A 12,898-nucleotide genomic window follows, 5' to 3' on the forward strand; every position below is an offset into this window, starting at 1 on the left:
TCGACGCCGCGTGACCGTGCAGCCTTGACTGACCAGCGGGCGGAAGACCAAGCTGGCTTGCAGGAACAGGTGACGTTCTCAACCCAAACCCGGCACGGCAATGAAATCCCGGGAGAACGCATGGAGATGCTCTTCGTCCATGGAGCCGGCGGCTACCAGGACGACCTACCCCTCGCAGAAGAACTGCACACCCGCCTCGGCCTGCCCGTTACGGCGCCCCGCTTCCCCGACGAGGACATGTCAGCCGCGGGCTGGCGGAGCGAGATCGAACGGCACCGGAACGCCCTCGCCCCTGACCTGGTCATCGTCGGGCATTCCTTCGGGGCGTCGATGGCCCTGCTTCACCTCGCCGATGGATTTCAGGGCACGGCGCCGCTGGGACTCGCCCTCCTGGCAATGCCTTTCTGGGGGTCGGAGGGCTGGCAGGCGGAGTACACGCTGCCTGCGGACGCCAAGCTGCCGACCGGTTTCCCGGTCTGGCTCCACCATTGCGTCGACGACGATGTGGTGCCCATCGGCCATCTGGACCGGCACACGGCCCGGTTGCCGCAGGCGCAAGTCCGCCGTCATACGTCCGGCGGGCACCAGTTCGAGGGGCGGATGGGGGCGGTTGCCGACGACGTCGGCACGCTCTAGTGGCGGGGCCTCGACCGTCACGCCCGCGGGCGTCAGGAAAGGGACAGCTCGCGGAGCTGACGGCGCGAGGTGACGCCCATTTTGCGGAAAATATTGCGGAGGTGGGCATCAATCGTCCGTGGGCTGAGAAAGAGTTCCGTGGCGACTTCGCGGGAGGTTGCACCGGTGGCCACCAGCCGGGCGATGTGCATCTCGTGGGCGGTGAGGGAGTCGGCCGGCTGGGCGCTTCGCTTGCGGGGGTGCTCGCCGGTGGCGCGAAGTTCGCGGGCGGCGCGGGCGGCGAACGCCTCGGCGCCCATGTCCAGTAACAGTTCGTGCGCGGTGCGGAGCTGTTCGCGGGCGTCCTGGCGGCGGCCCTCGCGGCGGAGCCACTCGCCGTAGACGAGGTGCGTTCGGGCGAGATGGGTGGTTATCCGGCAGCGGTTGAGTTGTTCGATCGCCTCGCGGAAGTGTTCCTCAGCGGCTGTCCCCGTAGAGGTCAAAGCCCGTGAACGCGCCGCCAGACCGAGCCCCCACGGCGTACCGCTGGCGAGGGCGCGTGAAGTGAGTTGCTCCAGCGCATCGGCCGCACTCTCCGGCCGGCCGGAACGGCACGCCGCTTCGACGAGTTCAGAGTGGGCCAGGTTGTTGAACCTCACCGCTTCGGTGTCGAAGGCCCGTGCCGCCGCGGCATGAGCTGCGGAGTAGTCGCCCAGACCGTTATGCAGCACCGCCATGGCGTACTGTGTCAGGGCATCCTCGGTGCTGTGCGCCTGTTCGGCAGCCTTGCGGACAATGCTCGCGCGCATCCCGGCGGTCTCGTCTGGACGGCCGCGCCAGGCAGACAGGAGGAGCTGCGCGTGCAGCAAGGGCACAGCCTCGGTCGCGGCTGCGATCGCTGCGTGCTCGGCTGCGCGGTCGAACTCACCCGAGAGCACTTGTATGACGGATTGGCCCAGAAGTGCGTCCGGGAGTGCGGCAAGCGCGCCGGACTCACGGGTCAGACGGACATGACGGATGGACACGGCGTGGAGCATCTCGTCGTCGAACACCGACATTGCGGTTCGGCTGGCGAGCCACCCCCAGCGGCAGGTGTCGGCGACGCTCAGCGCATCAACATCCTGCTCCTGGCCTCCGAAGGCCGCCAGCGCCCGCCGCAGCTCCGGCACACCGGCCGAATACCCCTGAGTGAAGGTCGTCACAAGCCCGTCGAGCAGCAGATCCGCAGGCCGCAGAGACCCCGTCGCTACGGGCGCCGTCAGGGCAGCCTCGGTCACTTCCGGTATGCCGCGGCCGCGGCGGAAGTCACCGGTGACGATCGCCGCTTCGAGCGCGCGCAGATACGTCTCACGGGACAGCACCGGGTCCAGCGGGGCCAGGCTCTTAGCGGCTTCCAGCAGCATCCTTTGCCCTTCGGCGTCGCGCGCGAGGTGGAACGCGATCCGTGCGCGCAGCAGTTCGAGGCGAGCCTGCTGCAGGGTATCGAGCGGCCCGGCCGAAGCGACCGTCAGCAACTCGGAGGCGTCCGCACCAGCCTCGTGCTTATCCTGCGCGGCCTCCAGCGCCCGGCTCGCGCGTGTGGCAGGGTCAGGGGTCAGTCTGGCCGCATGCTCCATGAACGCCGCCGCAGCGGCCAGCCCGCCGCGGGCGCGCGCCCGGTCTGCTGACCGCACCAGCCCAGCGGCGGCGTCCTCGTCGGTGCCCAGCACGGCCTGGGCCCGGTGCCAGGCGCGGCGGTCGGGGTCGACGTCTGGATCGATGGCAGCGGCCAGCGCGTCGTGTGCACGGCGGCGCTCCAGCGGGGCGGCGGACCGAAGCACAGCTGAACGCACCAGCGGATGGCGAAACCTCACCCGTGTATCAATCTCCAGGAGTCCGGCGGCCTCTGCGGGCGCGGCAGACTCGCCGGCGATCCCCAGGTGCGCGGCCGCACGCCAGAGCAGCGCCACCTCGCCGGTAGAATCGGCCGCGGCAACCAGCAGCAATAGTCGAGTAGGTGCCGGCAGGCTGTCCGCGCGGCGCCGAAAGGTGTCCTCGATGCGGTCCGTGATGCCCGGCACCGGCTCGAACCCGCCGGCCACCCATGCCGCCGGCGCGCTTCGGGCCAGCTCCAGCAGCGCGAGAGGGTTCCCGTGCGCCTCCGCGACGACATGCTCGCGCATCCCGTCGTCCAGGGGTACGTAGTCGGCTGCTGCCAGCAGCTCCCGCGCGTCGGCCTCGTCGAGCCCGCCCAAGCGTAAGCCGGGTATGCCGTCGAACCCGCGCACATCGCGGTCGGTGGGCTCCCGCAGTGCGAACACCAGCGCCATCGGCTCCGCGGCGACCCGTCGTGCCACAAATGTGAGGACCTGAGCCGACGCCTCGTCCAGCCACTGCGCATCGTCAACGAGGCACAGAAGGGGCCCTTCCTCAGCGGCCTCGGCCAGCAGGTTGAGAGTGGCCAGCCCTATCAGAAACCAATCCGGTACTGCACCGTTTCGCTGCCCGAACGCCACGCCCAGAGCGGTCTGCTGCGGCTCGGGCAGGGCACCCATGCGGTCCAGCAGGGGCGCGCACAACTGATGCAGGCCGGCAAAAGCGAACTGCGTCTCGCACTCCACCCCGACCGAGGACACTACTCGGAACCCCGAGGCATCAGCCCTGCCGCGGGCGTACTCGAGCAACGCCGTCTTTCCGATTCCCGCTTCCCCTCGGACGATGACTGCCCCGCTCAGCCCGGCACGTGCCTGCGAGAGGAGGTTGTCGACCGTTGCGCGGTCCGCGGAGCGGCCCAGGAAGTCCATCAGTGTCGCTCCCTTCAGAGCATGACGGCACCTTAGTAGGCAATTTTCACCTACGCAATCGAAGTCGCTCCGACCCAAGCAGCTAGGCGGAAACCGGCGGAAAGGCAGGGGTTTCCACCGATGCGAAGACCCCGCTGCCGCTGCGAATCTGAAGACTCCGGTGCAGGCGAAGCAGTACGGCCCGGCCCAGACCTGGGAACACGGTTTGTGCCGGACCGTTTCGAGAATCGCACGAATCCACGACCCGCATAAGACATAAGAAAGAAGCGCCGAACCATGAACCTCATTCAGGAACTGATCATCAACTTCCAGGATCTGGCGGCCCAAGTGCCCGAGATCATCCGGCCCTTCATCGTGATGCTCGCCGGGGCCGTCCCGTTCATCGAGACCGAAGGGGCCTCCGTGATCGGCATCCTCGGCGGCCTCCACCCTATCGTTGCCGGTATCGCCGCCGCAGTCGGCAATTTCCTGAGCGTGGTTCTCGTGGTGCTCTTCACCTCCCGGGCCCGCACTGCGGTCACCAACCACAACAGGGACCGTGTCTCGGCTGCCCGGAGCGCCGAGCGCGTCCCGGCCTCCCTGGGTTACCAGGGGTCCGCTGCGTTCGAGGAGACGGCGCCGGCCAAGCCCGTATCCAAGGGGCGCCAGCGCTTCATGAAGTGGCTCGTCCGCTTCGGCGTCCCCGGCGCGAGCATCCTCGGTCCCCTTGCAATCCCGACCCAGTTCACCTCCGCGATCCTCATCGCGAGCGGAACCCCCCGTGGCTGGGTGCTGCTCTGGCAAGGTGTGGCAATCGTCATATGGACGACAGTGGCCACCGTCTTGTTCTGGGCCGCCCTCACCTTCGTCGTCGGGGTCTGAGTCACGTGAAAGGCCGGATCTAAGATCCATCGGCGGAACGTAGCCGCGCTGGCAGGGCAGCTCCGAAGAAGCGATTCCGGGAGGAACAAGTGACACGCAAAGAGACGCCGGACCCCGGGGACGGCCATACGCTTCCGCGCTATCGATGGTGGCAGCTGTTCTCGCGTTCCCTCTTTCATCTGCAGCTCGCCGGCGAGGACGGTTCACCGGAGATCTGGTCCGTAGAGGTCCGGCCCGGGGGTGATTCGGACGGCGAAGTGCGCGCGCAGCTCTACCGCAACGGGGTCAACCAGGCCCGATCGAAACTTCCCGCGGTGTTCGCAGTGCCGGGTGGCGCCATCGAGGTCGAGGTCAGCATCTACGGGCTCAGACGCTGCCACTATGTGACGCCCGACGGGTCCGAGCGACAGCTTCTACCTGATCCTGCCTCGGCCGAAGGACTGCGCGCCCGACTGGAACGGACCAATCCGGCGCTGAGCCGTGCCGTTGGCATCGTATCGGCCAGCGTACTCGTGGTCGCGCTCGTGCTCGGCGTTCCGCAGATCATTGAGCAGATCATGCAGCTCCCGCCCGTCGCGGAGAACATCGGCACGTTCTCCAGTCCGTTCCAGCTTCCGGCATCGGCGAACTTGGTGCTGCTGCTGGCAACGCTGGCAGCCAGCACCGAGCGCGCACTGAGGCTGCGCTACAACTGGGTCCTCGACGGCGGCTTCCTTGAGGGTGGTGACTAGAGCATCGGCCGGGCTCTGCGGCAGGCTCAGCCCGCACCCGCTTAAACGACAAAAGCCTGACGAAACTCGCGTTTCATCAGGCTTACCGTCGGGTTGACAGGATTTGAACCTGCGACCCCTTGACCCCCAGTCAAGTGCGCTACCAAGCTGCGCCACAACCCGCAGTTCTTCCGGAATGTCTCCCGGCTGAACCACCTCAAATACCTTACACCACAACCGGCGATTACGTCGCATCGAGGCTCGCGGGCGTTGCGGGCACCGGCGTACGGCCAAAAACAGAGCGCGCACCAGCTCCCCCGCTTCGGCTTATCCGCTTCCCGGCCGCGGTGCTTGTACAGATAACGGGCTTATCCGCTTCCCCGTTGCCCTGGTTGTACAGATAACGGGCTTCTCGCAGCCGGATAGCCCCGTTATCTGTACAGTGATGAGCCGCCGGTCCTGCGGGCCGCTGTCACAGTCCCGAAGTCCCGCTGTCACAGCCAACACCCTCGGCCCGCCTACCCGACAGCACCGCAGCCTGCGCCCCAAAACTGCGGAAAGCCCCGACCCCGCTCCCCCATAAGGGAACAGGACCGGGGCTTTACACCAAGAGACTTAGCGCTTGCTGGTCTTGCCGCGCTTCTCGCGGACGCGCATGCTGACCTCGATGGGCGTGCCCTCGAAACCGAACGTCTCACGCAGCCGGCGGGTGATGAAGCGGCGGTAGCCGGGATCCAGGAAGCCGGTGGTGAACAGCACGAACTTCGGCGGACGCGAGGAAGCCTGCGTACCGAAGAGGATGCGTGGCTGCTTGCCGCCGCGCACGGGGTGCGGGTGGGCTGCCACAAGCTCGCCCAGGAAGGCGTTGAGCTTTCCGGTGGGGATGCGCTTGTCCCAGTTTTCCAGGGCAGTATCCAGTGCCGGAACAAGACGGTCCTTGTGCCAGCCGGTCTTGGCCGAGATGTTGACGTGGGGAGCCCATTCAACGTGGGCCAGGTCCCGCTCGATCTCGATCTTGAGGTAACGGCGGCGCTCGTCGTCGAGCAGGTCCCACTTGTTGAAGGCGAGGACCAGTGCGCGGCCGGATTCGATGGCCAGCTGCAGGATGCGGACGTCCTGCTCGCTGAGGACCTCGTCTACGGCCAGCAGCACGACGGCGACCTCGGCCTTTTCCAGGGCAGCCTGGGTACGCAGGGAGGCGTAGAAGTCGGCGCCCTGTGCCATGTGCTGGCGGCGGCGGATGCCGGCGGTGTCGACGAAGCGCCAGGTGCGGCCGCCGAGCTCGATCATTTCGTCCACCGGGTCGCGGGTGGTGCCGGCGGTGTCATCAACGACCACGCGTTCGGAACCGGCGAGCTTGTTCAGCAGCGAGGACTTGCCCACGTTCGGGCGGCCGATCAGGGCGATGCGTCGCGGTCCGCCGGAGCGGTCCAGTCCGCCGTACGCGGAGTACTCGGGCAGCACGTCCAGGACGGCGTCGAGCATGTCACCGGTGCCGCGGCCGTGCAGGGCGGAGACCGGGTACGGCTCGCCGAAGCCCAGGCCCCAGAGGGAGGAGGCATCGGCTTCGTTCTGGATGTCGTCCACCTTGTTGGCGACGACGACGACGGGCTTGCCCTTGCCGCGCAGCATCCGCACCACGGCCTCGTCGGTGGCGGTGATGCCGACGGTCGCGTCGACCACCAGCATGACGGCGTCGGCGTGGTCAACGGCGATTTCGGCCTGGTCGGCTACCCGGGCGTGGATGCCGCGGGCGTCGTGCTCCCAGCCGCCGGTATCCACCAGGGTGAAGTTCACGCCGTTCCAGGTCGCGGGGTAGGTAACCCGGTCACGGGTCACACCGGGGGTGTCTTCGACGACGGCCTCACGGCGGCCGAGGATACGGTTCACCAGGGTCGATTTGCCCACGTTCGGGCGGCCAACAATGGCGACCACCGGATCCTGCCGCAGGGGTGCGTCTTCGTCGTATTCTGCGAAGCCGCCGGCGAGCAGCGCGGCGTCTTCTTCATCAAGTTCATAGTCGTCGAGACCGGCGCGGAGGGAACGGGCGCGGATATCGGCCTCGTCGTCATCCATTGCCGCGAGGCGCTCGTCGATCTGGTCTTCTCCTGACGGGACGTACTCGTCCGTGGAGATCCCGTCACCGGCGGTGTCGTCGTTGAGAGGTTTTCCGTTCATTGAATTGCTTTCTTTCCGTTGAGGTCTGCAGCACTGCGTACAGGCCGTCGCCGGACGTTCAGCCCGGTAAGTGTGAGGGAGGATACCTTGCGGCGTTGCCGCCGGATGTCCTCCTCCCATTGAAACACGGGCGGGTGCCCGTAGTTGGTGCCGGGTCCCCCGGCAGGGAGCTAGTGGGTACTGGTGAAAACCACTTCGAGTACGGCCGAGACCGTCTCTTCGAAGTCCAGGTCGGATGAATCGATGGTGACGACGCCGTCGGCGGCCTGCTGGAATTCCACCACGGTGGAGTCCTTCGCGTCGCGGACCAGTACCTGTTCCTTCAGGGCGGCTGCTGTCTGCGTGCCGCCCAGCTGGATGCCGCGGCGGCGGAGCCGGGCTTCTTCGCTGGCGGTGAGCAGGATCCGCACCTCGGCATGCGGAGCGACCACTGTGGTGATGTCCCGGCCCTCGGCCACGATCCGCAGGCCGGAGTCCCGAATCAGCTGCTGCTGGCGCCGGACGAGTTCCGCCCGGGCGCCCAGGGTGGTGGCGACGGCGCTCACCGAGGACGAGACGGCGGGCTCGCGGATCGCGTCGGTGACGTCCCGGCCGCTGACCCGCACCCATTCCTCGTCCGGGGACAGGCTGAGGGCAATATCGGCGTTTTCCGCGGCGGCCTCGACGGCCACCGAATCAGTCAGGTCGATGCCGGCCTCCATGCAGGAGAGCGTGACCGCGCGGTACATGGCACCGGTGTCGAGGTAGGCGGCGTGCAGGCGGCGGGCCACTTCACGGCTGATGCTGGACTTGCCCGAACCCGACGGTCCGTCGATGGCCACAACCAGCGGCTTGCCCTGCCGGAACTGGGCCGGATCCACATTAGAACTCACTGCACTACCTTCCACCCGCGGGCGCTTAATTCAGAAACAAGGTCATTCACCCGGCCGGGCAGGACGGAGATTTCCGCCCTTCCCACCTGCCGGCCGGAGGCGTGCTCCAGCCGGAGGTCCTCCAGGTTCACGCCGATCTCACCGATTTCGGTGAGCAGCCGGGCAATCTGGCCCGGTGTGTCATCCACCAGGACGGTGAAGGACACAAAGGTCTGCGCCGGTCCGCCGTGCTTGCCCGGAATCCGAGCCTGCCCGGCGTTGCCTTCGGCAATCAGCTGCGCCATGTCCAGGCGCGCACCGTCCGCCACCGGGTCTTCGAGCGTGCGGATCAGCCGGTTCAGGTCCTCGCGGACCCCGTGCAGGATCGGCACCAGCCGCCCGGCGTTTCCGCTGAGGATCTGCACCCAGAGGTTCGGATCGCTTGCGGCAATCCTGGTCACGTCCCGCAGGCCGTTGCCGGACAGGGCGAGGGACTGCGGCGGAGTTTCCTGCAGCCGGCTGGCCACCAGGGAAGCCATGACCTGCGGCAGGTGCGAGGTCAGCGCCACGGACGCGTCGTGGTCTTCGGCGGACATCCGGGAGACCACGGCGCCCAAGTCGAAGGCAAGGGCCTCGGCACGGCGGACGGCGTCCGGAGCCGCTTCCTCCGGAGGGCAGATCACCCAGGGCATGCCGTTGAACAGTTCCGCCCGCGCGGCCACCGGCCCGGACTTCTCCCGGCCTGCCATCGGGTGCGTGCCCACGTAACGGCTGAGGTCGGCGTCGCGCTCCCGCAGGTCCGCCAGGACGGCGGACTTGACGCTGGCAATATCGACGACGACGGCGGCCGGCCAGTCCTTCAGTGCTGCCGCGGCCAGGGCCGCGGTGACGTCCGGAGGAGCGGCAACGACGACAAGTGCCGGCTCGAAGCCTTCACCGGCGGTGCTAAGCAACCGTCCGGCGCCGATGTCGCGGGCCACGGCCTCTGTCGAGGGAGACAGGTCCGAGAGCACCACGTCGACACCCCGGGCAGAAAGCCCGAGGCCGATACTGGTGCCCAGCAGTCCCGTGCCGATAATCAGCACGGATCCGGACAGGTGGGTGCCCCCGTCAGCGGCAGCGGCCATTGGCTACAGTCCTACTGAGGCGAGCAGGTGTCCGACCTCGCCGCGGCCGAGGACGCGGATGCTGCCCTGGCGCTGGTCGCCCAGGCTGATCGGGCCGATCTTGGTGCGGACGAGGCGCTCCACCGGGTGGCCGACGGCGTCGAACAGCCGGCGCACAATGCGGTTGCGGCCCGAGTGCAGGACTACCTCGACCAGGAGGTGTCCCGGGGTGGAGTCGACCAGTTTGAAGGAATCAACCTTCTGGAAGCCGTCTTCCAGTTCAATGCCTTCCCGCATCTGTGCGCCCACGCCGTGGTTCATCGGTCCGCGGACCTGCACCAGGTAGGTTTTGGGCACTTCGTAGGAGGGGTGCGTCAGCCGGTTGGTCAGCTCGCCGTCATTGGTCAGCAGCAGCAGGCCCTCGGTTTCGTTGTCCAGCCGGCCAACGTGGAACAAACGCTCGTTCTTGCTGGTGGACTTAAGGAAGTCGCTGATGCAGGGACGCCCTTCGGGGTCTTCCATGGTGGAGATGACGCCGCGGGGCTTGTTGAACACATAGTACTTCTGGGTTTCATCCAGCTGCAGGCGCATGCCGTCCACATGGATGGCCACCGTCTCCGGGTCGACGCGGACGCCGAGCTCGGTGACAACCTGGCCGTCAACTTCGACGCGGCCTTCGGCAATCATTTCCTCGCACACGCGGCGTGAGGCAACGCCGGCGCTGGCCATGACCTTCTGCAGGCGGACGCCTTCGGGGTTGTGCTGTTCGGAAATCACCGGGGCCGCGGGGCGGCGGGTGGTGGAACGGCGCACGGGGCCCAGGTTCTGACCGAAGCGCTCCCCGCGGAAAGCGCGGTCGCCGCTCTTGCGCTGGCCTGCCTGCGGGCCGCCGAACTTGCCGGCACCGGACTTGGAACCCGGCTTGAAGCCGCCCGATTTGGGAGCACCGGACTTCGGGTCGCCGGTCCGGGGTGCACCGGTCTTGCCGGAGTTGCTTGATCCGAAGGCCTTCACGGCGTCGGACTTGAATTTCTCCGGGCGGGCGGCCTCGGGGCTGACGGGCCGGTAGCCGTTGGCGCGGTCTTCACCGGGCTTCAGGCCCGATGCCGAGCGCGGGCCGCCGGTGCGGTTGGAGGAGGGCTTGGAGCCGCGGCCGTAGCTCTTGCCGCCGGCGGGGCCACCGGCACTGCGTCCGCCGCCGCGAGGGGTATTGCGGCCGGATCCGGAACGGGGTGCTGGTGTCATGAGTAAGTCCTTTGGGTGTAGCGGTTAATAAGTAGTGTCTTCATATTCGGCCAGGTTTTCCAGCCCGGGCAGGTGCGGTGCAATCTGTGGAAGTTCGTCGAGGCTGCCCAAACCAAGCCGTTCCAGAAAGTACGGCGTAGTCCGGTACAGCAGCGAACCGGTTTCCGGTTCGGTGCCGGCGTCGACGATCAATCCACGCTGAACCAGCGTGCGGACCACCGAATCGACGTTTACTCCCCGGATCGCGGAGACCCGGGCCCGGGAGACGGGCTGCCGATAGGCAATCACCGCCAATGTTTCCAGTGCGGCCTGCGACAGCCGTGCACTCTGGCCTTCCAGTACAAACTTCGACACAACGGGCGCATAGTCAGCGCGGGAAAAAATCCGCCATCCGCCTGCTACGTCGCGGAGTTCAAAACCACGCGGTGCGCCCTCGGGTCCATCCCCAGTATAACCGTCATACTCCCGCTGCAGTTCCGTGAGGGCCGCGAGCACCTCCGGCTCCGGCACACCGATCACCGAGGCAAGCACCTCGGGGGCTGCGGGTTCGTCCACCACCATCAGCACCGCCTCCACGGCGGCCTTCACTCCCCCGGGAAATGCTGCAATGTCTTCGCGGCCGTCATCCCCGCCGCTCTTCCCGGGACCAAAACCAGGTTCCGCCGTCATGACCGGTCCCCTTCCAGGGCTGTGTGTTGGATAGCTGCGCCATTGGATCCGATGTTTTCGCCGGCGCGCTCATTGCCATCTTCATCTCCCCCGGCAGCAACCGCGCCTGCCGGATCCGCGCCTCCGGTCCATGTGACGAGCAACTCGCCCAGCGGGGCAGCCTGTTCAAAGCTGACGGCTCCGTCCCGGAACATTTCCAGCAGCGCGAGGAACCGGGCCACCGCCACCGGACCGTCGGCGTCGGACACCAGGGCCCCGAAGGTGGCCGCGCCGTCGGCAGCGAGCCGTTCCGCGAGGATCAGGGCCTGCTCCCGGACGCTGGTCTTGGGTGCGTGCAGGTGTTCAAGCCCCACGGTCGGAGGCAGCTCGTCGCGCGGCTGCAGGGCACGCACGGCAAGGTCCGCGAACTGCTGCGGCGTGGTCCGCCAGACCAGCTCGGGAAGCATCGCCGCGAAGTGCGGATCCAAGGAGACCTGCCGCGGGAAACGCCGTGCCTCGTCCATCAGCCGGTCCCCCAACAGGGCGGCCATCTCGCGGAACGCCTTGTACTGCAGCAGCCGGGCGAACAGCAGGTCACGGGCCTCGAGCAGCGCGACGTCTTCCTCGTCCTCCACGTCGCCGGCCGGAAGCAGGCGCGCAGCCTTGAGGTCCAGGAGGGTGGCGGCGATAACCAGGAATTCGCTGGCCTCATCCAGTGCCACCTCGGGACCGGTGCCGAAGAGCTCCCGGATGTAGCCCAGGAACTCATCGGTGACGGCAGCGAGGGCGATTTCGGTGATGTCCAGCTCGTGCTTGGAAATCAGTCCCAGCAGGACATCGAAGGGCCCGGTGAAGTTTGCCAGACGGACTTCGAAGCCGGCATGGGAAGCCGGATCCTGCGCTGCCGGCTCCGTGGCGTCCGGCCCCGCCAGGCGGGCGGGCGCCGGCTTAGGGCGCGCCGCCGCGGGCAATCAGTTCCTTGGCGAGACGGCGGTAGGAGTCGGCGCCCGGGTGGTTGCCGGCGTACGAGGTGATCGGTTCGGCCGCCACAGTGGCGTCAGCGAACTTGATGGTCCGCTTGATGACCGTTTCGAAGACCTTGTCCCCGAAGGCTTCCACGAGGCGGGAAATCACTTCACGGCTGTGCAGGGTGCGGGCGTCGTACATAGTAGCCAGGACGCCGTCCACCTGCAGGCTGGGGTTGAGCCGGTCCTGGACCTTCTCGATGGTCTCCACCAGCAGGGCCACCGCACGCAGGGCGAAGAACTCGCAGATCAGCGGGATGATCACGCCGTGCGCGGCAGTCAGGGCGTTGACGGTCAGCAGGCCCAGGGAAGGCTGGCAGTCGATGAGGATGACGTCGTAGTCATCCGACACCCGGCGCAGGGCGCGTTCGAGCACCTGCTCGCGGGCTACCTCGTTCACGAGCTGCACCTCGGCTGCGGAAAGGTCGATATTGGCCGGCAGCAGGTGGATGTTCTCGATGGAGGTTTCATGGATCGCCTCGCGGATATCCACCTTCCGGTCCATCAGCACGTTGTAGACGGTGAGGTCCAGTTCGTGCGGGTTGGCTCCCATCCCTGCGGACAGGGCGCCCTGCGGGTCAAAGTCCACCAGCAGAACACGGCGGCCGGCTTCCGCCAGGGCGGCGCCGAGGTTGATGGTGGAGGTGGTCTTGCCGACCCCGCCCTTCTGGTTCACCATCGCAATGATCCGGGCAGGACCATGGGACGTGAGGACGGGAGGCTCGGGGAATACCGTCAGGGGACGTCCGGTTGGACCCATCACCGTTTCGGCTCCGGTTGCGTCCTGCAGAGTTGATGAACCCTGTTCGCTGCTCACGTATAAATCCACGCTTCCGTATCTAGCTTTGCTGCGGGCTGTCTTTGTCAAGGTTACAG

Annotated in this window: 11 protein-coding genes and 1 tRNA gene; 3 read left to right on the plus strand and 9 right to left on the minus strand. The window is 67.2% G+C overall.

The annotated features are described in order from the left end of the window. The first annotated feature begins 120 nt into the window (after window positions 1-120). Entirely contained in the window at window positions 121-636 is a 516-nt protein-coding gene (locus NNX35_RS11105) for an alpha/beta hydrolase (RefSeq protein ID WP_255867787.1), read from the plus strand. Between the two features lie 32 nt (window positions 637-668). On the opposite strand, the gene NNX35_RS11110 is transcribed toward NNX35_RS11105, so the two are convergent. After that, window positions 669-3,398 carry an AAA family ATPase gene (locus NNX35_RS11110; RefSeq protein ID WP_255863284.1) on the minus strand — a complete coding sequence of 910 codons (2,730 nt, stop codon included), beginning with the start codon at window positions 3,396-3,398 and terminating at the stop codon, window positions 669-671. 276 nt (window positions 3,399-3,674) lie between these two features. On the opposite strand from NNX35_RS11110, the gene NNX35_RS11115 reads away from it, so the two are divergent. Then, a complete protein-coding gene (locus tag NNX35_RS11115) occupies window positions 3,675-4,259 on the plus strand; it encodes a small multidrug efflux protein (RefSeq protein ID WP_255765781.1) in 585 nt (194 codons plus the stop codon). 89 nt (window positions 4,260-4,348) lie between these two features. Next, entirely contained in the window at window positions 4,349-4,990 is a 642-nt protein-coding gene (locus tag NNX35_RS11120) for a hypothetical protein (RefSeq protein WP_255867788.1), read from the plus strand. An 88-nt stretch (window positions 4,991-5,078) separates the two neighbouring features. On the opposite strand, the gene NNX35_RS11125 is transcribed toward NNX35_RS11120, so the two are convergent. The 8 genes from NNX35_RS11125 to NNX35_RS11160 form a co-directional block, all read right to left on the minus strand. Then, window positions 5,079-5,152 (minus strand) — tRNA-Pro (locus tag NNX35_RS11125). A 432-nt stretch (window positions 5,153-5,584) separates the two neighbouring features. Beyond that, window positions 5,585-7,147, minus strand: coding sequence for a ribosome biogenesis GTPase Der (gene der / locus NNX35_RS11130; RefSeq protein WP_255867789.1), 1,563 nt, complete (start codon window positions 7,145-7,147; stop codon window positions 5,585-5,587). A gap of 170 nt (window positions 7,148-7,317) precedes the next feature. Continuing rightward, a complete protein-coding gene (gene cmk / locus NNX35_RS11135) occupies window positions 7,318-8,019 on the minus strand; it encodes a (d)CMP kinase (protein ID WP_255765778.1) in 702 nt (233 codons plus the stop codon). Continuing rightward, the gene (locus NNX35_RS11140) at window positions 8,016-9,125 is read right to left on the minus strand and encodes a prephenate dehydrogenase (protein WP_255867790.1); all 1,110 of its coding nucleotides are present in this window, start codon (window positions 9,123-9,125) and stop codon (window positions 8,016-8,018) included. Before NNX35_RS11140 ends, cmk begins: the two co-directional genes overlap by 4 nt. Before the next feature lie 3 nt (window positions 9,126-9,128). Beyond that, window positions 9,129-10,349 carry a pseudouridine synthase gene (locus NNX35_RS11145; RefSeq protein ID WP_255765776.1) on the minus strand — a complete coding sequence of 407 codons (1,221 nt, stop codon included), beginning with the start codon at window positions 10,347-10,349 and terminating at the stop codon, window positions 9,129-9,131. A 24-nt stretch (window positions 10,350-10,373) separates the two neighbouring features. Continuing rightward, window positions 10,374-11,018 carry an SMC-Scp complex subunit ScpB gene (gene scpB / locus NNX35_RS11150; protein WP_255867791.1) on the minus strand — a complete coding sequence of 215 codons (645 nt, stop codon included), beginning with the start codon at window positions 11,016-11,018 and terminating at the stop codon, window positions 10,374-10,376. After that, window positions 11,015-11,968, minus strand: coding sequence for a ScpA family protein (locus NNX35_RS11155; RefSeq protein WP_370647026.1), 954 nt, complete (start codon window positions 11,966-11,968; stop codon window positions 11,015-11,017). Before NNX35_RS11155 ends, scpB begins: the two co-directional genes overlap by 4 nt. After that, window positions 11,946-12,839 carry a ParA family protein gene (locus NNX35_RS11160; protein WP_227922680.1) on the minus strand — a complete coding sequence of 298 codons (894 nt, stop codon included), beginning with the start codon at window positions 12,837-12,839 and terminating at the stop codon, window positions 11,946-11,948. Before NNX35_RS11160 ends, NNX35_RS11155 begins: the two co-directional genes overlap by 23 nt. Window positions 12,840-12,898: the final 59 nt, after the last annotated feature.

Source organism: Arthrobacter sp. zg-Y844 (genome assembly GCF_024385465.1).
GTDB lineage: Bacteria > Actinomycetota > Actinomycetes > Actinomycetales > Micrococcaceae > Arthrobacter_B.

What these genes read in the sequence shown, in the direction of transcription:
- NNX35_RS11105 (WP_255867787.1), top strand. Translation starts at nt 121, where the DNA reads ATGGAGATGCTCTTCGTCCATGGAGCCGGCGGCTACCAGGACGACCTA.
- NNX35_RS11110 (WP_255863284.1), bottom strand. Translation starts at nt 3,398, where the DNA reads ATGGACTTCCTGGGCCGCTCCGCGGACCGCGCAACGGTCGACAACCTC.
- NNX35_RS11140 (WP_255867790.1), bottom strand. Translation starts at nt 9,125, where the DNA reads ATGGCCGCTGCCGCTGACGGGGGCACCCACCTGTCCGGATCCGTGCTG.
- NNX35_RS11145 (WP_255765776.1), bottom strand. Translation starts at nt 10,349, where the DNA reads ATGACACCAGCACCCCGTTCCGGATCCGGCCGCAATACCCCTCGCGGC.
- NNX35_RS11115 (WP_255765781.1), top strand. Translation starts at nt 3,675, where the DNA reads ATGAACCTCATTCAGGAACTGATCATCAACTTCCAGGATCTGGCGGCC.
- scpB (WP_255867791.1), bottom strand. Translation starts at nt 11,018, where the DNA reads ATGACGGCGGAACCTGGTTTTGGTCCCGGGAAGAGCGGCGGGGATGAC.
- der (WP_255867789.1), bottom strand. Translation starts at nt 7,147, where the DNA reads ATGAACGGAAAACCTCTCAACGACGACACCGCCGGTGACGGGATCTCC.